Origin of the sequence: Streptosporangium sp. NPDC000396, assembly GCF_042898655.1 — a bacterium.
In the GTDB taxonomy this organism is placed as follows: Bacteria; Actinomycetota; Actinomycetes; order Streptosporangiales; family Streptosporangiaceae; genus Streptosporangium.
Map to the genome: position 1 here is coordinate 62840 of NZ_JBIAZA010000013.1, position 19732 is coordinate 82571.

Here is a 19732-nt window from a genome sequence, read left to right on the forward strand (position 1 = left end):
TCCTGGATTGGGAACGTCATATCTGGGTGGCCTTCTCGTGGGCTCCGGGAACCTCGGGAGCGGAGCCGCCGGGCTGGGTCAGTTCGGCGGTGAGGCGCTCACCGATGCGACGTGCCAGCTTCGGCGCGGCGAGCACGGCCACCAGGCCCGCCAGGCACCAGGCCGCGGCGACCCACGGGAAGTAGCTGAGCGGGCTGGCCTGCCCCATCGACTGGTTGTAGAAGACGAAGCACAGGTAGGCGATCGCCAGCACCGGTATCACGATCTCGTGCCGGGGGATCCGCCCTCGCCCGGACGTGATGAACGCGATCACGCCCGCTCCGGCGACCGCGTACGCCACCAGCAGGCACAGCACGCCGAGTGTGGCGAACCAGTAGTAGGCGTCGAAGGCGGAGACCCCGGTCAGGTCGAGGATCATGTCACCGGCCGCGGCGATGATCAGCGCGGCGACCAGCGCGACGGTGGGGGTCGCGGTGCGCCGGTCGGTGCGGGCGAGGATCTGGGGGCCGAAGCCGTCCCGCGCGAGGGCGAACATGAGACGACTGGCCGCCGCGGTCGAGCTGATCGAGGCCGCGAACGCCGACGCCACCGCGGTGAAGGCGATGACCAGCGAGAACCACGTGCCGACGTAGGCCTGCGCCAACGCCGACAGGGAGGAGGCCGAGCCGGAGAAGGCGGCGACTCCCTTGTCGTCGGTGCCGAAGCCGATGGTCTGGGCGAACATCACGAAGACGTACAGGCCGCCGGTGAGCAGCACGCTGCCCGCCAGGGCACGAGGGACGTTGCGGTGCGGGTCGGCGGTCTCCTCGCCCAGCGACGCACACGCCTCGAAGCCCGCCCACGACAGGAACGCGAACACCGTGGCGGTCGTCACCGCGCTCACCGTGGTGCCTCCCAGCCCGAACACCGAGAGGTCCAGCGTCTGCCCGGCCGGCGCGCTGCCGGTCCCGGTGCGGGCGACGATGATGAGGCTGAGCACCAGCATCCCCAGGATGCCGACGCCTTCCACGACCAGCAGGGTCCGTGCCGTCACGCGGGACTCGCGGGAGTTCACCATCCAGACGGCCGCGGCCGTCACCGCGGCCACGGCGAACCACGGGACGTTCCATGAGAGGCCCAGCGCGGCTGCGAACGCCTCGGCGAACACCGCGGTCGCCGCCAGAGTGCACACGGCGAAGAAAAGATAGGTTCCCAGCAACGCGAATCCGCCGAAGAACCCGGCGCGGGGTCCCAGGGTCACTCCGGCCAGGGCGTAGACCGACCCGGCGTGGTTGAAGTGCCGCGTCAGCCGTACGAACCCGTAGGCGACCAGCGCCACCCCGATCAGGCCTAGCACGAAGACCAGCGGCACGGCCTTGCCGACCGTGGCCGACACGCCGGCGCCGTTGAGGGCCATGGCGAGGGTGGGGCCCATGAGCCCGACCGATAGGGCCAAGACCTCCCATAGACGTAGTTTGCGAGGTAAGCGCGGTTCTCCGGTCATGGCACCTCCTGATAGGAGCGATGGGGGGTGACCTGCATATGAAGATGAAACGTATCTTTCATGAAGACCATCAACAAGGTGTCATGAAATATTTGTTGCATCTCGGTTCCGCATCCCGATCGAGCACCCCGGGCGCCTCAGCCGAGGGTGACGTCACCCGCGATCTCCTCGCACTGCCGCAGCCGCTCCTCACCCGCCTTCCCCAGCCGCGCCATCACACCCGCGACCACCGTCTCCACGAGCGCGAGTGCCGGGACGAGACTGTCGAACGGGCTCGGCGCCTCGACCCTGACGGGAATCACCAGGTCGGCGACCTCCGACGCGGGAGACAGCCACGGATCGGTGAAGAGCACGACCTTGGCTCCCCTGCCATGCACGCGGCGGGCGAACTCGACGACGTCGCGCTGGTAGCGCCGGTAGTCGAACACGACGACGACGTCCCGGCGCCCGACGTCCACGGAGAACGCGGCCAGGCTCTCGGGGCGCGGATCGAGCACGCGGGTGCCCGGCCGCAGCAGCCGTAGATGCAGGTCGAGATATTCGGCGAGGATGTGCGAGAAGCGCCCTCCGATCATCGCGATCCGGCGGGCCGGGTCGGCCAGCAGGTCCAGCACCGCCTCCAGCTCGGGGTCGGACAGCGCGGCGAACGACTCGTCCAGCCGCTGCCGGAAGATCGCCCCGGCCGACACCCGCAGGGAGGCCGGGGTCATCCCGTCGCCGAGTTGCTGGGCAAGCGTGAGCGGCGAGGCCCGTCGCGCCTCGATCTCGTCCCGCAGGGCCTGCTGGAATGCCCGGTAACCCTCGAACCCCAGCCGGGCCACGAACCGGACCACGGTCGGCGCGCTCACCCCCGCCCGTTCGGCCAGCCGTGCCGCGGTCTCCAGCCCGGCCGCGGGATAGTTCGCCAGCAGGGTTCGGGCGACCAGCCGCTCCCCCGCCGAGGAACCGGCCAGACTGCGCCGCACCCGCTCCGCGACCGAGACAAGAATCTCCGCCCCCTCTCCGGCCTTCGCTCCCTCCCCGGACTCCGCCCCCTCTCCGGCCCTCACTCCTTCTCCGGACTCCGCCCCCTTTCCGGCCCTCACTCCTTCTCCGGTCTTGACTTCCTCTCCGGACACGCCACCCCGCTCCGCTCTGTCGCCCTCATCCGTCATCGGAACACCTCCCGGCCGTCTCGGGCCGCCCAAGCCCTCATTCTGGCCGGTCATCGCACCGGATGAAGCGGCGTGCACGCCGGTACCCCGTTCACCGACGATCGACCATGACCCCAAAAAGCATCGATTATGATGCATCTAATTTGATGTATTGTCGTGAGCATGAACGGAGTCGACCTGTTCCTGCTGGGACGGACCCTGATGAAGATCGGCGAGGAGGCCCTTCCGACGAAAGGCCTCGGCCCGCAGCCCGCCAGTCATCGATCGGTCCTCATCGTGATCAGCGACATCCGCGAACACCCGGACAGCTCCGTCGGCGAGATCGCCACGCGGACGGGTTTCCCGCAGAGCCAGGTGTCCGCGTGCATCACCAGGCTCAGGGAGGCGGGCTCGATCGTGACGGCGGCCGACCCCAAAGACCGCCGCCGGCTTCTCGTCCGGCAGGCCCCCGAGGCCTCCGATCGGGTGACGGCGGTCCGTTCGGCCACCGTCGACGACGCGCTCGCCGCGGCGCTCGGCACCGACGACCCCGGGGAGATCCAGGAGGTCGTCGCCACCCTGGAGGCACTCGCACGACGCCTGACCCCGCAGACGCTCACCCACCTGCACTCAAGCCCCCGGACCGGCGAACGCGGGGAACCCGAGACCCCCTGACGGCACGACCTGACTCGGCATGCCGGGGGAGGACCTCTCCGCATCATCCATACCGATCCATGCCGATCCGTACCGAGAAGGCGGCCCTTCTACGCCGGAGAGGCGAGTCGCACGACGTACTTGCCGTTGCCCCGGCCGTCCGCGAGCAGCTGGTGTACGGCGGGCGCCTCGGCGAGGGAACCGACCTCGGTGAGAGGGACGTCCAGCCGACCGGTGGCGACCAGGTCCAGGACACGGCGCGTGGCCGCGGCCACGCGCCGTGGCGCGGTGGCGGACAGGCCGCTGATGCTGAAGCCGACGATCGCGATGTTGCCGCGGGTCAGCTGCCCGACGGGCGGCAACGGCGCGGGCTGCCCGCCGCCGGCGTTGCCGAACAGCACGATGCGCCCACCGGGTGCGACCACCTCCAGGTCGACGTCGAGCAGGCTGGTGCCCAGGGGGTCCAGCACGACGTCCACGCCTTCGCCGCCGTTGGCGGCGCGCACCGCTTCGGCCAGGCCGTCACCACGCGCGATCGCGACGTCGTAGCCGCCGTCACGCGCCGAGGGAACCTTTTCCGGGCGGCCGACGGTGCCGATGCGCAGCCCGCCGCCCAGGACGGGCACCAGTTGCGCCAGGACACTGCCCACACCGCCGCTGGCGGAATGCACCAGCACGCTCTCTCCGGAGCGGAGCCTTGCGGCGTCGGTCAGCAGCAGAAGCGCCGTCGAGAGCATCAGCGGGGCCGCGGCCGCGACCGGCGACGGGACCTCGTCCGGTATCGGCACGGTGAGCGCCGCCTGGGCGCGGGCGACCTCGGCCAGCCCGCCGCCCCCCAGGGTGAACGCGGCCACCCGCTGGCCGGCGGACAGGCCGGTCACGCCCGGGCCCACTTCCCGCACGGTGCCGGCGACCTCGGTGCCGGGAACGTACGGCCACGCCTTCGCATACCCGGCATCGCCGCGGCGCACCATCACGTCGAGGAAGTTGATCCCGGCGTAGGCGACGTCGATGGTCACCTCTCCCGCGCCCGGCCGAGGTGCGTCCACCTCGCGGATCTCCGTACGGTCCGACCCCTGTGACGGTTCCGTCATCACCAGAGCGCGCATCATCATCTCCTATTTCGACGTTCGTCGTACAACGAAAGTCGTAGCACAGTTGTACGATGTTTGTCGAAAGAGAGGTGTGAGATGCCCCGATCACGCCGCCGGTCCGCGACGCTGGCCCATCCCGATGTCAGCGAGTTCGACGTGCTGGACGTCCTGCATGCCCTGGCCGAGCCGACCCGCATGACCATCGTGAAGATCTTGCTCGCCGAGCGGGAACGGGCGTGCGGAACCTTCCCGGTGGACGTCGCGCCTTCCACGCTCACCCATCACTTCCGGGTCCTGCGCGAGGCCGGGGTCATCCGTCAGCGCGAGGACGGCAACCGCCGGTGGAGCGCGCTCCGCCTCGAAGATCTCGACGCCCGCTTCCCCAGTCTTCTCGGCACCATCGTGACCGCGTACGACCGCCAGCTCAGCGCGGCCACCCCTCCCCTCACCGGAGATCACGAATAGCCGGACCACCCCGGCGACCTTTCCTTTCATTTCTTTTGTTCTGTCATGTGACGCTCCATCCGCCTCCTTCCAGGCAGAGGTGTCTCCGGGAGGGCGACGAAGGGAGCGCGGCCGATGCGCCTCGGCATGCCGCTCCATCTCGCCCCCGCCCGAATTCGCCCGGAACAGCCGTGAACCTTTCGGAGCCCTCGCGGCAATTACCAATGTCGGCAACCCACTCGAAAGGATTCGCACACGGAGCGGGCCGGCCTCCGAGCTCGGGTCATCACGTTCTTCAGGAAGGGCGGCGGAACGCGACATCTCCCACCGCACCGGTGCCGTCATGAGCATCGCTCCGACGGAGACCGGTGTCCGGCCCGGAGATCCGCGCGGTCATTCGGCCGGCACCGGCTTGCGCCGCTGAACCCCTCGGCACGCCCCTCACGGCGCTGACCTTCCCGGCGTCGGTCTCTTGACGCGAAGGCGCACTTTTTGATCAAGCTGTCGGCGGTTCTCTTCAGGCTGCCCGGAAAACCCTGGCTGCGGGAGCATCGGGCGATGATCGCCGCCCTGGCTCTCGCCGCGGTCGTGCGGGCGGTCACGATGGCCGCCTACCCCCCGGTCCTATGGTTCTGGGCGGATTCCTTTAGCTATTTACGGGGCGCCACCGTTCAGGAACCGAGCGCGTTCCGGCCGATCGGCTACTCATTCCTGCTCAAGCTGCTCCAGCCCCTGCACAGTCTCGAGGCGGTGGCCGTACTCCAGCATCTGATCGGTCTCGCGGTCGCCGTGCTCGTCTACGTGCCGCTGCGCCGCGTCCTGCCTGGCTGGGCGGCGACGCTGGTGGTCGTCCCGGTGCTGTTCGACGAGCTCCAAATCCTGCTGGAACACATGATCCTGGCCGAGACGCTGTTCACGCTGCTGGTGACGGGGGCTGTGGCCGTACTCATGCGGCGGGCCGCACCGGTCGTCTCCGCGGCGGCCGGTGGAGCGCTGCTCGGCCTGGCGGCCGTCACCCGCGTGATCGGCCTGCCGCTGGTGGCCGTCGCCGCCGTCTGCCTGATCGTCCGCCGGGCGGGATGGCGAGCGGTGTCCGCATGCGTGCTCGCCGCCACGATCCCGATCGCGTCCTACTCCGCCTGGGTTCAGGCCGAGCGCGGAACGTTCGGGTTGACGGAGGCCGACGGCATCTTCCTGTGGGCGCGCACGACGACGTTCGCCGACTGCTCGCGGATCATGCCTCCTCCGGAGGAGGCGGCGTTGTGCCCGCGGATGCCGAGGCGCAGACGGCCTCCTCCGGCCAATTGGATCTGGCACGGTTTCTCCCCCATCAACCGCGGGGCGCTCCCGAAGGGAACCGACGTCAACGCGGTCGCGAGCCGATTCGCGCGCCGGGCCATCATGGCCCAGCCGGGTGACTTCCTCGCCACGGGGACGGCCGACCTCGTCTCCGTGTTCCGCTGGTCGCGCAGGCTCCGGGACTCGTCCGCGAGCAAGCGCAATCCCTACGAGTTTCCCGGCAGGCCGTGGAAAGTGCCCGGCGACAGCTCACAGCCCTCCTCACCCCGCAACCTCGCCACCGGCTACGACAGCGGCGACCCGGACACCCGGATCGTGCAACCGTACGCCTCCTGGATGCGCGCCTACCAGAGATGGGCGTATACGCCCGGCCCGGTCCTGCTCGTGATCCTGCTGGTGGGACTGGGCGGTGTGGTGGTGCGCCGGCGCATGGAGATCCTGCTGCCCTGGGCGGTCGCCACCGCCCTCGTGATCGCGCCGCCGTTCGTCACCGGCTTCGATGCGAGGTACGCGATTCCCGCGTTGCCTCTCGCCTTCCTGTCCGCGGGATTGGCGCTGGCACCTAAACCGTCCCGCTCCCGCAGGCTTGACACCCCTGTCGGCGACCGTGCTCCAGGCATCGCGAAAGCGAGCGTGAACCATTTCGGCCCGGCGCGGTAATCACGTGTGACCGCATACCGGAACCCGCTCTAGACGCGACCGGCGTGACCATGTCGTCGGCCGCCTGCCGGCGATCACCACGCGGCGTCGTCAGCCGAGCCGAGGCAGGACCTTCGCTCCGAAAGCGTCGATGTACGCGCTCTGCTCCCGGCCGACGTGGTGCAGGTAGATCTCGTCGAAGCCCAGCTCCGCGTACTCGTTGATCCAGGCCGCGTGCCGTCCGAGGTCGGCCGAGACGTTGACCACCTCGGCGACCTTGGACGGCTGCACATCGGCAGTGATCATGTCGAACTGTTCCACGGTTTCGAGGTCCCAGCTCACCGGCGGGCCGAAGACGTTGCTCCGCCACTGGTCGTGAGCGATCGCCAGGGCCTCCTCCTCGCTTTCCGCCCAGCTCAGATGGACCTGGAGGGCCGTCTTCCCCTTTCCTCCGGCCTCCCGGTAGGTGCCGACGACCTCGCGCAGCGTCTCGATCGGGCCGTTGACGGTGATCAGGCCGTCGGCCCACCCGGCGCACCACCGGGCCGTCCGTGCGCTCACCGCGGCCCCGACCAGCCTGGGCGGGACGTCTGGTCGGGTCCACAGGCGGGCGCGGTCAACGGTCACCAGGCCGTCGTGGCTGACCTCCTCCCCCGCCAGCAGCGCCCGGATGATGTCGACGCACTCCCGCAGGCGTGCCGTACGGACATCCTTGCGCGGCCAGCCACCACCGGTGATGTGCTCGTTGCTCGCCTCCCCGGTGCCCAGCGCCGCCCAGAACCGGCCGGGGAACATCGCCCCGAGGGTGCCGATCGCCTGGGCGATGATCGCGGGGTGGTAGCGCTGACCGGGCGCGCTGACAACGCCGAAAGGCAGCCTCGTGGCCTGCAGGGCCGCGCCGAGCCAGGACCAGGCGAAGCCGGAGTGCCCCTGCCGTCCGCTCCACGGGGAGAAGTGATCCGACGACATCGCCGCCGTGAAGCCCGCCTGCTCGGCCCGTGTCACCGCCTTCAGCAGTTCGGCCGGGTGAATCTGCTCATGTGATGAGTGGAAGCCATAAGTCGCCATGGCCTGCGGCTACCCGCGGCAGGGACGTCCACTCGGAACGAGCCGGGGAGGGCTGTCGGATACTTGATCGGCAACTGACGGCCGACGGAAGGAACCCGGATGAACGTGAACATCCCGCGCGTGATGTGGCAGTTGCTGGAACCCCTGCACGCCGTCACCTACTTCGCGCCGGAGGTGCGGGCGGCCGCCGACGCGGTCGGCATGCGCGGGTTCTGGATGGGCTACTTCGCGATGCGGGCTGCTCCACTCGGGCCCGTCGGCCCGGAAGTCGTCACCGCCGCGTTCCACGGTTTCCCTTCCGCCCAGGTCTCCCGGGCCCTCCCCGACGCCTGGACGTTCGCGACCCCCGCCGCCGTGCTGCGGGCCCGGCTCGACGGGGCGGGGGCCGCCCTGCGGCGCCTGCTCACCGACGCGGTGATCGACTCGGCGGAGCTGCGCACGGCCGCCACGCTCGCCTGGGAGGCCGCCGGGCACGCCGACACCGCGGGGCGGGTGCTCGGCGCGGCGAACCAGGCCCTCCCCGCACCGGCCGAGCCGCACCTGCGGCTGTGGCAGGCCGCGACCACGCTGCGCGAGCACCGGGGCGACGGGCACGTGGCCGCCCTCGTCGCCCACGGCGTGTCCCCGATCCAAGCCCACCTGCTCAAGACCGCGGCGGACGAGAGCCGCGTGGACACGCTTCGCCAGGCCCGCCGGTGGGACGGCGACGACTGGGCCTCCGGCGTCGACAGCCTGTGCGAGCGGGGGTGGCTCGACGGTTCGGGCCGCCTGACGGCCCTGGGCGCACGAGAACGGGACCGGATCGAGCGGCTGACCGACGAGGCGGCGGCCCGCCCCTGGCAGGCCCTCGGCCGCGGGCCCACCGCCACCCTCGCCGGGCTGCTGCGCCCCCTGGCCGGCGCAGTGATCGAGTCGGGCACGCTCCCGGTGCCGAACCCGATCGGCGTGCCCTGGCCGCCCCCGGAGGTGTGACCGTCCCCGGCTCTTTCTCCGGGCTCCCCGGCCGGCCGGTCCCTGGACTCCCGGGCCGGCCGGCCTCTGCTTTCCGGGTCAGCCGACGTGGACGCGAGGACGGTTCTCTATGTCGGCTTCGGCCTGGCGGAGAACCTCCCTGGTGAGCGGAGGGACGTCACCGCCGCCGAAGACCAGGTAACGCAGCAGGGCACCGATGGGATTGCCCTCGGCCCAGTGGAAGTAGACGTTCGGCAGCTTGCCGGTCTGGTCGCGCAGGTAGAGCAGGATCGCGGCGATCGCGTTGGGGATGCTCGGGCTCTCCACCCGCAGGATGCGAAAACCACAGCGCTCCTCGCCGATCACCCGGAGCTCGGTTTCGAACTCCGAGGCGTCCGGGACCGTCACCTCCAGGAACAGCAGACCCTCGGTGCAGCGGAGCCGGTGACGCTCCCACGCCTCCCGGGCCTTGTCGACGTATTCCTTGCAGTCGCGCTCGTTCGGCTCGTTGGCGATCAGATGGATCTCAGCGGCCTCGTTGATGAAGCAGCGGGCCTGGTCGTCCATGGTGATGCGGGTGACGCGCAGTTCGGTCGAGCGGGTGGCGCGGGAGACCAGCGAGGTCGCCACGATCGCGAGGACGAAGAAGAACGCGATGACCAGGCCGTCGGGGCGCTCGATGATGTTGGCCACCGTGGCGTAGGCGAAGATCAGCGTGATGATCCCGAAGGGGATCGCGGCCTTTCTGCCGTTCTTCCAGGCCGACAGCGTCACGGCGACCGCCGCCGACAGGATCAGCGCCAGGACGCCGGTGGCGTAGGCACCGCCCTGCGACTCCACGTCCGCCCCGAAGAAAACCGTGATCGCGAAGGAGATGATGGTGAAGACCAGCACCATCGGCCGGGCCGCGCGTGACCAGTCGGGGGCCATGCCGTACCGGGGAAGGTAGCGCGGCACGATGTTGAGCAGGCCCGCCATCGCCGACGCCCCGGCGAACCACAGGATCGCGATGGTGCTGATGTCATAGGCGGTGCCGAACCAGTCGCCCAGATAGCCGTGGGCCAGGTAGGCCAGGGCGCGGCCGTTGGCCTGGCCGCCCTCGGCGAACTCCTGCTCCGGAATCAGCAGGGTGGTGGCGAAGCTGGAAGTGACCAGGAAGCCGCTCATGATGAGCGCCGCCGTGGTGAGCAGCTTCTTCGCGCCTTTGATCCGCTCCGTCAGATTGCCCTCGACCAGCGGCATCACCGCCACACCGGTCTCGAACCCGGACAGGCCCAGAGCGAGCTTGGGCATCACGTAGAGTGACATGGCGATCATCGCGATCGGGCTGGAGTAGTCGGCGGTGAGCTTCGACTGCCAGCCGGCGATCAGGCCGGGGTCGGCGATGATGTGCTGTACGGCCACCGCCAGCACGACCACGTTGAGCACCAGATAGACCGCGACGAGGACGACCGCGATGGAGATCGCCTCACTGAACCCGAGCAGGAACACCGCTCCCAGGGCCGCGATCAGGGCCAGCGTCACCGGCACCTGCCAGCTCTGCCAGAACTCGGGGACGAACGGGTTGTGCAGGATGTGCGCGGTGGCGTCGGCCGCCGAGAGGGTGATCGTCACGATGAACGCGGTGGCGACGAACCCCAGCAGGAACAGCACCAGCAGCTTGCCGCGCCAGCCGGGCAGCAGGCTCTCCAGCATCGACAGCGAGCCCAGGCCGTTCGGGCTTTCCTTGGCGACCGCGCGGTAGGTCGGCAACGCGCCGAACAGGGTGAGCGCGACAAGAAGCAGGGTGGCGATAGGGCTGAGGGTGCCGGCCGCGAGGGCGGCGATGCCGGGCTGGTAGCCGAGGGTGGAGAAGTAGTCGACACCCGTGAGGCACATGACCTGCCACCACGCGTGCTGCTTGTGCGGCGTCTCCTCCCGGTGCGGCCCGAGGGTCTTCAATTCCGGCCGGTGCAGGCCGTCCAATAACCATCTGCGAAGTCCGGACCTGGTGTCCGACGGGGCCGACGTGGTCAACCCGGTCACCCCCCGTGCTCTATCTGGTGCATAACACAGGAACCCTACTCAAGCCGGGGCAAGAAGACCCGACCGGCCGTCATGTCTTTCCATTCCCGGCGGGTACTCCGCAAACGCTCCCGGGACATCCGGCTGCGCGCCCGCCGGGGCATGCCTCAGCCAACCGGTCCGGCACAACTCGCCTCACGGCCACAAAACCAAGACTGGACAACTCTCCGTGATGTTCTATTTACTTTCCGTGACAGCTCCAGCACCCCCTGTCCCAGGAGAGAACATGCGACACAGGAAGCTCACGACTATCGCCCTGGCCGCCGCCATCGGCTGCGCGGGCCTGACAACCGTCGCCGCCGCACCGGCCACGGCCTCCGCCCCGGCGGCCTCCGTCCCCGCCGCCGACTTCACCGGCTACCAGCTCGTCAAGCTGCCCAACGCCAACGTCCCCAACTTCACCCGCCGTGTGGTCAGGTGCCCCTCCGGCAAGAGGGCCGTCGGCGGCGGCGCCGAGGCCCAGGGCAACGACGCGATCCTGGTCGGCTCCTTCCCGACCGATGACGGCACCGGCTGGATCGGCCTCGGCCGCCAGAACAACTACAACGACGTCGGCATCAGCGTCTACGTGATCTGCGCCAGCGTCAGCTAACCCCGCTCCCGGCTCTGGCCAGGCCTCACGAGGCCTGGCCAGAGCCTTTTTGTCAGGCACAGCCGCAAGGCCAGGACGGTCACCCCGCTTCCCTCCGCGACCGCCGGCGATCACTTTCCGTTGCGGCCGGCAACCCAACGCAAGCACATGGAAGGTCACGATTGAAGCGTCTGCGATATCGCTTCGACAACCTCGTCTCCCGGGGAGCCTGGGCGATGATCGGCCTGCTCGCCGTCGTGGCGCTGGTCATGGCGGTCATCGGCGCGACGGCCATTCTCGTCCTCGCCCCCAGACCGACGGATCTGCCGTCCGCCCTGTGGTCGGGCCTGATGCGCACGATGTCTCCGGTCATGGTGACCCGGGACACGGGCTCACCGCTGTTCCTCGCGAGCATGCTGGTTCTGGGTCTGGCCGGGATCGTGATCTTCAGCACGCTCATCGGCCTGATCAAGACGGGGCTCGACCGAAAGCTGGCCCGCCTGCGCAAGGGCCGGTCCCAGGTGCTCGAACACGATCACATCGTCGTGCTCGGCTGGTCGGAGCAGGTGTTCCTCATCCTGTCGGAGTTCGCCGTCGCCAACGCCAGCAGGGGCAAGACCTGCGTTGCGGTCCTCGCCGAGCAGGACCGGGTGTCCATGGAAGAGGCCGTCAGGGACAGAGTGGACCTTCCCCGTCACCTGCGCGTCGTGTGCCGCACCGGAAACCCGACCGATCCGATCGACGTGGCCATCGTCAGCCCTGAGCGGGCACACGCGGTCATCGTGCTCGGATCCGAGGACGACGACTCCGATGCGAGGACGATCAAGAGTCTCCTGGCACTCGGCGCCGCAGGGGTGGGGGCGGGGGTCCAGGTGGTCGCGGGCGTCCGCGACCCCCACAACCTCGCCGTGGCCCGCCTCGCCGGCGGCGAGAACGCGCAGATCATCGACGTCGACGAGATCTCCGCGCGGATCATGGTTCAGACCTGCCTGCACGCCGGTCTGTCCACGGTCTACCGAAACCTCCTCGGATTCCAGGGCGACGAGGTCTACTTCCACCCGCCGGGAGAGCTGGCGGGGATGAAGTTCGGCGACGCCCTGCTGGCCCTTGAGAACTGCTCCCTCATCGGCCTGGAGTGCGAGGGGCGGATCATTCTCAACCCCGCCGGAGAGACCCTCGTCTGCGCGGACGACCGGCTCATCGTGATCGCGGACGACGACAGCACGGAACCGGTCCGCGCGTCCGCCGACGTGGACGAGGAAGCGATCGCCACCACCGGCGAGCACGGACCCGTGGCGCGTCGCGTCCTGGTCCTCGGGTGGAACGACTGCGGCGCCGCGATCGTCACGGAGTTCGACCGCTACATGCGGCAGGGCTCGCAGGTGGCGGTCGTGGCCGACGACAGCCGGATGACCTCGCAAGTACGCACCCTGTCGACCCGGCTCGGCAACCTGGCTCTCACCTACGACACCCAGGACGTCACGCGTCGCGACACCCTGGAGGCGCTGAATCTCGGGGGTTACGACCATGTCCTGATCCTGGCCGACGACCGGATCAGCCCCCACGTCGCCGACTCGCGCACGCTCCTCACCCTTCTGCACGTCAGGGACATGAGCGGAAGCAACGGATGGCGCCACAGCCTGGTGACGGAGATCGTCAAGGACCGCGACAGGCGTCTCGTCGAGATCACCAAGGTCGACGACTTCATCATCAGCTCAAAGATCACCAGCCTCCTGATGATTCAGCTCGCCGAGAATCCGTACCGCTACCGGCTGTTCGCCGACCTGTTCGACGCCGGAGGGCAGGAGATCTACATCAAGCCCGCGGAAGACTACGTACGGCTGTCGGCACCGGTCAGTTACGCGACGGTGGTGGCGGCGGCGCGAGCATACGACGAGGTCGTGATCGGCTATCGCAGCGACCGTACGGCCACCGGCCTCGATGAAGGCGGCATCATCCTGAATCCCCCGAAGAGCAGTGACGTCACGTTCGAGCCCGGCGACATGGTGATCGTGCTCGCCGCCGGCTGATCTCCCGCCGGCTGAGCCCCCACTGGCTGATCTCCAGCCGGTTGATCCCCAGCGGCGCCGAATCCGGCGGCACCGCCTTCCAGGCGCCCGGCCGCTCAGGTCCGCACCCGTGAGGTGGCCTGGAGTCGCCTGTTCGCGGTGACGAAGGCATCCTTGAGGTTGGCCGCGGCCACGAGGGCACCGACCGCGATGCTCAGTCCGAGAGAGCGGGCGATCTGCTCCTGCCTCCTGGCCCGGCGAACGCATTCGCCGTAGGGCATGGTCGTGTGCGAGACCATGACGGACAACGGCAGGATCTTGCCGCGGGTGACCCGGCTCACGGCCAGCATGATCTTCTTCTTCGCCGCGATGGACGGACGTCCGGTGTCGCGCAGCTCGGCGAAGTTCTCGATCGACAGCTCGGCGAGCACATCGGTGTGGCACCGGCGTCGCTCCTGGTAGGCGGCCAGCGCGGAAGCCCGGTCGGAGCCGTACGCGGCCAGGCACTCGTCAAGCGCGACGCAGTCCTCCAGGCCCGCGTTCATTCCCTGCCCGTAGAAGGGCACGACGGCGTGACAGGCGTCTCCGATCAGCACCACCTTGTCGCGGTAGAACCAGGAGCTGGTCTTGAGCGTGGGGAAGGCGGCGGCGGGGCGCTCGCGCAGCTCTTCGGCCAGATTCGGTATGTGCGGCACGACGTCCGCGAAGTTCCTGACGAAGACGTCCCGTAGATCGCCTCCGCCGTACGGCGCGGCGGGTCCCTCGGCGCCTCGTGCGGGGAACACGATGACGCCGTTGAAGGATCCGTCCAGATTGGGAAGGGCGAACATCATGAGCTCCCCGCGAGGCCATACGTGCAGAGCCTCCCGGTCGAAGCCACCCACCTCGGTGGCGGTGGCCGTTATGGTGAGCTCCTTGTAGCGCCATGGCACATAGTGCTGGCTGTGGTCGACGAACTCGCCCCGCTGCATTCGGCGGCGGACCACGGAGTTGACCCCGTCGGCGCCGATGAGCAGGTCGGAGTGGACCGTCCGGATGGCGCTGGTCTCGCCACGGGCGAATACGGCTATCGCGTTGTGCTTGTCGATGTCCGTGCAGCGGTGGTGGAAGTGCAGGTTGACGCGAGGCTCGTGCTCCGCCGCGTCAAGCAGGAGCTTCGTCAGGTCGGCGCGGGAGATCGCATACAGCACGTCTCCTCCCCTGACACCGTAGGGCATGAGCTCGACGCGGCCCGAGTCGTCGTGGACGGCTCGGGCGCGCAGCGGCGTGCACAGCCGCAGCGCCTCCTCGTCCAGGCCGATCTTGCGGAGTGCCGCCAGGCCGCGCTCGGCGATCGTGAGATTGATCGACCGCAGGCCTCTCACCCCCTCCCGGCGCAGGTCTCCCCCGCCTTCGAAGATGTCGACGACGAATCCGCGCCGGGCCAGCATGATCGCCATCAGCGGTCCGGTGAGTCCAGCGCCGACAATGGTGATCTTGTTGTGGGAGACAGGTGCCATGGCGCGACCCCTTCCGTGTGGACGCTCCGGGTTACGCAGCGTCTGTACTGAGCCGACGCACAAAAACCGCAAAACGGTTCGGAAGCCCATAAACTAGTTGTAATAACTATAAATAGGTAATAATGTAACAAAAAGTACAATATGACCTAAGATGACCTGATGAAGCGCAACTCATCGAAACGGCCGCCACCGACACGCAGAGCCCGCGCAACAACCGGCCGTCCATGCGGGCCAGCCCGTGGCCACCACGTCGACGACCCGAACCGCCTCGACCGTAAATCGCGTCATTCTCTACGCAGCACGCCGACACCAAAGGACCACTGCGGTGATTACAGAACCTATTGATCGATCGCGCTCAGTCGGGCGACCAGGCGAGACCCACAACGACCTCGCCATACAGTTCGAACAGCACTTCGGGCTCACCATCGGTGAGGCACTGAAGTACGTACTCAGCGTCGCGTGGTCCCTCGAACGCAAACAGGAGGATGCGGAAGACCTCGCTCACGATGTCCTGGAAAAACTGATTAAAAAACTCAAGGGAGGTGCGCTACCCGCCGTGACGGAATCCTCTCGCGGCTACCTGAGGAAAACCGTCGTCTATCAGAAGTTCAGCAACGATCGACGTGCCGATGCGGATATGAGACGTGCGAACGTCCGCCACGCCAGCCTCGACGAAAACGACATCGTGAACTGCCAGGTCTCCTTCGAAATCGGCCCGGAGGAGCACAGCATCCGCTCGGACGAAGAGCGTTCCATCCGTGAAATCCTCTCTCGACTACCCGACAAGTTACGCGAGGTCGCAGAACTCAAGATCTTTGACGACCTCACACACGCGCAGATCGCGCAGCGTCTCGACATACGGCCCGGCACTTCGAAGAGACGCTTGAGTGACGCAATCCGCCTCCTGACCAGCAGCGCCGACTGAAGAGAGAAGCTGCCATGCAGAAGGAATTCGACAACACCGACCCGAGGAAAGGAGACGAGAGGGCCCTCGTGAAGCTGTTGGAGGTGCTGGACGCGCTGGGCGACGACGAGCAGCTCGGCCAGGCACCGGACGAACCGATCTGGGATCTCGAACGGGCCGAAGCGGAGCTCCGCGCGCGACTCGGCCTGCCACCGGCCACCGGGCCCTCGACGGACGGAGACCCGGCGAGCGACCAACCGTGATCACGATGACGATGTTGGTCGCGAGGCCGGCCCAAATGCAGGAAAGCCCAGGTCACTCCAGTGACCTGGGCTTTTACACTCCCCCATGGGCCCGTCCACGGGCATCCGCGTTCGTGGCCGTCGGGCATATGAGAAAACCCAGGCCGATCTGTCGGCCTGGGTTTTCCGCAAAGTGCGCCGCCAGGGACTCGAACCCCGGACCCGCTGATTAAGAGTCAGCTGCTCTAACCAACTGAGCTAGCGGCGCTTGACCTCAATAAGAGTACCGGATTCGAAGCCGTGGTCCGTACACGAAACACGCAACCAGGCCACACTCTCTGGAAGCGGGCGCATCCACTGGAAAGGTCATTGCTGGCAGGAGAGCAACCCCGCGTCATGAACGAGGATCGCCGCCTGGACACGGTTGGCGACACCGAGCTTGGCGAGTGAGTGACTCACGTGCGCCTTGACCGTCGCCTCGCTCATCGTCAGCCGACGGCCGATCTCCGCGTTGGACAGGCCTTGGGCGACCGCCCGTATGACCTGCTGCTCGCGGTAGGTGAGCACGGCCAGGCGTTTGCGCGCCACCTCGGCCTGCGACGGCCCCTTCTCGACGAACGAGCTGATCAACCGCTTGGTGACGGTAGGAGCGAGCATGGCGTTGCCCGCGGCGACCGCGCGGATGGCGGTCGCGAAGTCTCGTGGCGGCGTGTCCTTGAGCAGGAAGCCGACCGCACCGGCACGCAGGGCCAGATGGACGTACTCGTCGAGGTCGAACGTCGTCAACATGATCACCTTGGGGGCCTCGGGCAGCTCGCCGATCTCCGCCGCGGCGGTGAGGCCGTCCGTGCCCGGCATGCGGACGTCCATGAGGATGACGTCGGGACGGAGCCGGACGGCGGCGCTGATCGCGTCGGCACCGTCACACGCCTCGCCGACGACGACGATGTCGCCGGTGGCCTCCAGGATCATGCGCAAACCCGAGCGGACGAGGATCTCGTCGTCAACGATCAGTACGCGGATCACGCCGATCCCTCCATACGCTCCGCGGGAAGCCGGGCGAGTGTCTTGAACCCACCACTGGGCAGCCGTCCCACCTCGAACTCCCCGCCCACCAGCTCGACGCGCTCCCGTATTCCGGTCAGGCCCAGCCCGGCGCCGGGAAGCGGGCCGGCGGCGGTCGCCGTGGACAGGCCGTTCTGCACCATCACCTCAAACGTTCGGGGAAGGTACCGCAGGAAGACGTCGGCGGACGTGTCACCGGCATGCTTGTGGACATTCGTCAGCGCCTCCTGGACCAGCCGGTAAGCGGTCCGCTCCACCATGGCCGGCAGCGGACGGGCGGATCCCTCGTCGTGCCGGGTGACGGGGATGCCGAGCGCCCTCGACTGGTCGAGAAGCCGGTCGAGGTCGGCGAGCATCGGCTGCGGGGCGAGCGGGACGTCGGCGTCCGCGTCCGTGCCGGCGCCGGCTCCGCCGGTCGCGGTGTCGGAGTACGGCGAGCGCAGCACGCCGAGCACCTCCCGAAGGTTCGTGAGCGCCTCGCGGCCGATGGACTGGATGAGAGCCGCCTCCTGCGCGCTGCGCTCCTCGGAGGTTCCCATCTCCAGCGCGCCGGCGTGCAGGACCATCAACGAGACCCGGTGCGCGACGATGTCGTGCATCTCACGCGCGATCCTCGTGCGCTCCTGTGCCCTGGCCCGGTCGGTGCGGGCCCGCTGCTCGCGTTCGAGCCGCTCCGCGCGGTCGCGCAGCGCCTCGACGACCTGCCGGCGAGCGCTGACCCACAGCCCCGCGACCAGTGGCAGCGCCACCAGAGCCGCGAACGACATGACGCCCTTCACCACGGCCTCATCCATGCCGGGCGGGGAATCCCCGGTCGCGGCGTCCAGCGCCACGGACACGCCCGTGACCACCATGGCGGCCGCGGCGTAGGCGGCGACGCCGATTCGCCGGCGCGGGCTCGTGCCCGCGTAGTAGGACGCGAGGAACACGGCGGGCCACAGCCCGAACGCCACCCAGCCGATGGCCGCCAGGACGAACAGCGGCCATCGGACCCGCCGCGCGAGCCCTGCCGCCACCCCCGACGCCGCCCCCATCACGAGGATCTCGGGGCGGTTCAGGAGAGAGGACACTCCCGTGACGCCCTCTCCGGACACCCATGAGAGCAGAAAGATCGCCGAACCGGCCAACCAGGGACTGATCCGGTCGATCAGACGGTTGATCCGCTTCAACGCCTGATCACCGACCGGCACCGCCTCGCCGTACTCCATAGTCCGAGCGTAGAGGGCACCCGGCGGCACGCACCCGCGACGATCGTCGCGCTGACCCCCTACCAAAGTCGTATCTCTCCGATCGTCTCTCGGCCAATGTGCTTCCGGCCGGTCGCCGCGAAGGTGGCTCACATGCCAACCTCAGTCGTTCGTGGCGCTCTTGCCGCCGCCGTCGCCCTGTTCGCACTCGCCGCGCCCGCCACAGCCGGTGCCACTACCGCACCCGCCGCGACCGGTGCGGCCACCGTGCCCGCCGCGACCGGTGCCACCGCCGCGCCCGCCGTACCCGCCGCGGCCGGTGCCGTCGTGCCGGGCAACGCCTCCGCCCCGAGGGGGACCCTCGCCCTGCCCCGGCCGACCGGCCCGAACCCGGTGGGCATGACGACGCTGCACCTGGTCGACGATTCCCGCCCGGACCCGTGGGTGGCCGAGGAGAAGTCGCGGCAGCTGATGGTCTCGCTGTGGTACCCCGCGCGCACCTCCCACGGGCGCCGGGCGCCCTACATGACCACGCGGGAGTCGGAGCTGCTGCTGAAGGGGCAGGGCGTCGACGGCGTGCCCCCGGCCGTGCTGAGCGGGACGCGGACCAACGCGGTCGTCGACGCCAAGCCGCTCGGCCACGAGCACGGCCTGCCCCTCGTCGTGTTGTCGCCGGGCTTCAGCGCACCCCGCGGCTCACTGACCGCCCTGGCAGAAGACCTGGCGAGCAGGGGATACGTCGTGGCCGGAATCGACCACACCCACGAGTCCTACGGCACGACCCTCCCCGACGGCCGCACCGTCACCTGCGTCCCCTGCGGTTCCGAAACCTCTCCGGGGGTCTCCGAGAAGGTGACCAGGGGCCGGGCCGCGGACGTCTCTTTCGTGCTCGACCGGCTGACCGGCCCGAAGCCGGCCTGGAAGGGCGCACGGCTGATCGACCCGTCCCGGATCGCGATGGCCGGCCACTCCATCGGCGGCAACAGCGCCCCCTGGGCCATGCTCGCCGACTCCCGGGTGCGCGCCGGAATCAACATGGACGGCACGTTCTTCATCCCGCTCCCCCGGAAAGGGCTTTCCCGCCCGTTCCTTCTGATCGGCGCGGGGAAAGGCCCGACGGATCCCACGTGGAAGCGCGACTGGAGCCGCATGACCGGGTGGAAGCGCTGGCTCACGGTCGACGGCGCGGATCACGGGTCGTTCACCGACTTTCCGCTGCTCACCGAGCAACTCAGTGCCGGCGCGGGCGGCTCGCTTTCCGGACGCCGCGCAGTGGAGATCACCCGGAAGTACGTCGGCGCCTTCTTCGACCTGCACCTGCGCAAGAAGTCCCAGCCGCTGCTCGAACGGCCGTCCAAGCGCTACCCCGAGGTCGGGTTCCAGCGCTGACATCGACCGGAACGGCTCGGCCATCATTTTCCCGGCT

The 19732-nt window shown here is 68.8% G+C and carries 17 protein-coding genes and 1 tRNA gene; 9 read left to right on the forward strand and 9 right to left on the reverse strand.

The features are described 5' to 3' along the window. Positions 1-16: 16 nt before the first annotated feature. Together ACFY2X_RS21875 and ACFY2X_RS21880 are read right to left on the reverse strand one after the other, a co-directional pair. On the reverse strand, positions 17-1483 hold the full coding sequence (locus ACFY2X_RS21875) for an APC family permease (protein WP_389940419.1): 1467 nt from the start codon (positions 1481-1483) through the stop codon (positions 17-19). A 137-nt stretch (positions 1484-1620) separates the two neighbouring features. Continuing rightward, complete coding sequence (locus ACFY2X_RS21880) at positions 1621-2637, reverse strand: MurR/RpiR family transcriptional regulator (protein WP_389940421.1); 1017 nt, start codon at positions 2635-2637, stop codon at positions 1621-1623. A gap of 162 nt (positions 2638-2799) precedes the next feature. On the opposite strand from ACFY2X_RS21880, the gene ACFY2X_RS21885 reads away from it, so the two are divergent. After that, positions 2800-3291, forward strand: a complete 492-nt coding sequence (locus tag ACFY2X_RS21885) for a MarR family winged helix-turn-helix transcriptional regulator (RefSeq protein ID WP_389940423.1) — start codon at positions 2800-2802, stop codon at positions 3289-3291. Positions 3292-3380: 89 nt separating this feature from the next. On the opposite strand, the gene ACFY2X_RS21890 is transcribed toward ACFY2X_RS21885, so the two are convergent. Continuing rightward, on the reverse strand, positions 3381-4379 hold the full coding sequence (locus ACFY2X_RS21890; protein WP_389940425.1) for a zinc-binding alcohol dehydrogenase family protein: 999 nt from the start codon (positions 4377-4379) through the stop codon (positions 3381-3383). Between the two features lie 81 nt (positions 4380-4460). On the opposite strand from ACFY2X_RS21890, the gene ACFY2X_RS21895 reads away from it, so the two are divergent. Then, the gene (locus ACFY2X_RS21895) at positions 4461-4829 is read left to right on the forward strand and encodes an ArsR/SmtB family transcription factor (RefSeq protein ID WP_389940427.1); all 369 of its coding nucleotides are present in this window, start codon (positions 4461-4463) and stop codon (positions 4827-4829) included. Positions 4830-5300: 471 nt separating this feature from the next. Then, positions 5301-6767, forward strand: coding sequence for a hypothetical protein (locus ACFY2X_RS21900; RefSeq protein WP_389940429.1), 1467 nt, complete (start codon positions 5301-5303; stop codon positions 6765-6767). Between the two features lie 90 nt (positions 6768-6857). Here the strand turns inward: ACFY2X_RS21900 and ACFY2X_RS21905 are convergent, their stop codons facing one another. Further along, complete coding sequence (locus ACFY2X_RS21905) at positions 6858-7814, reverse strand: TIGR03885 family FMN-dependent LLM class oxidoreductase (RefSeq protein ID WP_389940431.1); 957 nt, start codon at positions 7812-7814, stop codon at positions 6858-6860. 99 nt (positions 7815-7913) lie between these two features. On the opposite strand from ACFY2X_RS21905, the gene ACFY2X_RS21910 reads away from it, so the two are divergent. After that, complete coding sequence (locus ACFY2X_RS21910) at positions 7914-8786, forward strand: hypothetical protein (RefSeq protein WP_389940433.1); 873 nt, start codon at positions 7914-7916, stop codon at positions 8784-8786. A 78-nt stretch (positions 8787-8864) separates the two neighbouring features. Here the strand turns inward: ACFY2X_RS21910 and ACFY2X_RS21915 are convergent, their stop codons facing one another. After that, positions 8865-10706 (reverse strand): amino acid transporter, encoded by a 1842-nt coding sequence (locus tag ACFY2X_RS21915; protein ID WP_389940435.1) that lies wholly within the window; start codon positions 10704-10706, stop codon positions 8865-8867. Positions 10707-11055: 349 nt separating this feature from the next. Here ACFY2X_RS21915 and ACFY2X_RS21920 point away from each other — a divergent pair, with 349 nt between their 5' ends. Together ACFY2X_RS21920 and ACFY2X_RS21925 are read left to right on the forward strand one after the other, a co-directional pair. After that, complete coding sequence (locus tag ACFY2X_RS21920; protein ID WP_389940437.1) at positions 11056-11421, forward strand: hypothetical protein; 366 nt, start codon at positions 11056-11058, stop codon at positions 11419-11421. A 161-nt stretch (positions 11422-11582) separates the two neighbouring features. After that, positions 11583-13430, forward strand: coding sequence for a potassium transporter TrkA (locus ACFY2X_RS21925; RefSeq protein WP_389940439.1), 1848 nt, complete (start codon positions 11583-11585; stop codon positions 13428-13430). 95 nt (positions 13431-13525) lie between these two features. Here the strand turns inward: ACFY2X_RS21925 and ACFY2X_RS21930 are convergent, their stop codons facing one another. Next, positions 13526-14908, reverse strand: coding sequence for an FAD-dependent oxidoreductase (locus ACFY2X_RS21930; protein WP_389940441.1), 1383 nt, complete (start codon positions 14906-14908; stop codon positions 13526-13528). Between the two features lie 325 nt (positions 14909-15233). Here ACFY2X_RS21930 and ACFY2X_RS21935 point away from each other — a divergent pair, with 325 nt between their 5' ends. Next, complete coding sequence (locus ACFY2X_RS21935; RefSeq protein WP_389940443.1) at positions 15234-15833, forward strand: RNA polymerase sigma factor; 600 nt, start codon at positions 15234-15236, stop codon at positions 15831-15833. A 14-nt stretch (positions 15834-15847) separates the two neighbouring features. Beyond that, positions 15848-16075 carry a hypothetical protein gene (locus ACFY2X_RS21940; RefSeq protein WP_389940445.1) on the forward strand — a complete coding sequence of 76 codons (228 nt, stop codon included), beginning with the start codon at positions 15848-15850 and terminating at the stop codon, positions 16073-16075. A 173-nt stretch (positions 16076-16248) separates the two neighbouring features. On the opposite strand, the gene ACFY2X_RS21945 is transcribed toward ACFY2X_RS21940, so the two are convergent. From ACFY2X_RS21945 to ACFY2X_RS21955, 3 genes are all read right to left on the reverse strand, one after another. Further along, positions 16249-16322: transfer RNA gene (locus tag ACFY2X_RS21945), tRNA-Lys, on the reverse strand. A 98-nt stretch (positions 16323-16420) separates the two neighbouring features. Further along, positions 16421-17080, reverse strand: a complete 660-nt coding sequence (locus ACFY2X_RS21950; protein ID WP_389940447.1) for a response regulator — start codon at positions 17078-17080, stop codon at positions 16421-16423. Next, the gene (locus tag ACFY2X_RS21955) at positions 17077-18327 is read right to left on the reverse strand and encodes a sensor histidine kinase (RefSeq protein ID WP_389940449.1); all 1251 of its coding nucleotides are present in this window, start codon (positions 18325-18327) and stop codon (positions 17077-17079) included. Before ACFY2X_RS21955 ends, ACFY2X_RS21950 begins: the two co-directional genes overlap by 4 nt. 132 nt (positions 18328-18459) lie before the next feature. On the opposite strand from ACFY2X_RS21955, the gene ACFY2X_RS21960 reads away from it, so the two are divergent. Beyond that, positions 18460-19695 (forward strand): alpha/beta hydrolase family protein, encoded by a 1236-nt coding sequence (locus tag ACFY2X_RS21960; protein ID WP_389940451.1) that lies wholly within the window; start codon positions 18460-18462, stop codon positions 19693-19695. The last annotated feature ends 37 nt before the right edge of the window (positions 19696-19732 follow it).

Coding starts and splice junctions, on each gene's coding strand:
- ACFY2X_RS21940 (WP_389940445.1), top strand. CDS start 15,848: ATGCAGAAGGAATTCGACAACACCGACCCGAGGAAAGGAGACGAGAGG.
- ACFY2X_RS21895 (WP_389940427.1), top strand. CDS start 4,461: ATGCCCCGATCACGCCGCCGGTCCGCGACGCTGGCCCATCCCGATGTC.
- ACFY2X_RS21920 (WP_389940437.1), top strand. CDS start 11,056: ATGCGACACAGGAAGCTCACGACTATCGCCCTGGCCGCCGCCATCGGC.
- ACFY2X_RS21890 (WP_389940425.1), bottom strand. CDS start 4,379: ATGCGCGCTCTGGTGATGACGGAACCGTCACAGGGGTCGGACCGTACG.
- ACFY2X_RS21885 (WP_389940423.1), top strand. CDS start 2,800: ATGAACGGAGTCGACCTGTTCCTGCTGGGACGGACCCTGATGAAGATC.
- ACFY2X_RS21910 (WP_389940433.1), top strand. CDS start 7,914: ATGAACGTGAACATCCCGCGCGTGATGTGGCAGTTGCTGGAACCCCTG.
- ACFY2X_RS21875 (WP_389940419.1), bottom strand. CDS start 1,483: ATGACCGGAGAACCGCGCTTACCTCGCAAACTACGTCTATGGGAGGTC.
- ACFY2X_RS21955 (WP_389940449.1), bottom strand. CDS start 18,327: ATGGAGTACGGCGAGGCGGTGCCGGTCGGTGATCAGGCGTTGAAGCGG.
- ACFY2X_RS21960 (WP_389940451.1), top strand. CDS start 18,460: ATGCCAACCTCAGTCGTTCGTGGCGCTCTTGCCGCCGCCGTCGCCCTG.
- ACFY2X_RS21880 (WP_389940421.1), bottom strand. CDS start 2,637: ATGACGGATGAGGGCGACAGAGCGGAGCGGGGTGGCGTGTCCGGAGAG.
- ACFY2X_RS21905 (WP_389940431.1), bottom strand. CDS start 7,814: ATGGCGACTTATGGCTTCCACTCATCACATGAGCAGATTCACCCGGCC.
- ACFY2X_RS21930 (WP_389940441.1), bottom strand. CDS start 14,908: ATGGCACCTGTCTCCCACAACAAGATCACCATTGTCGGCGCTGGACTC.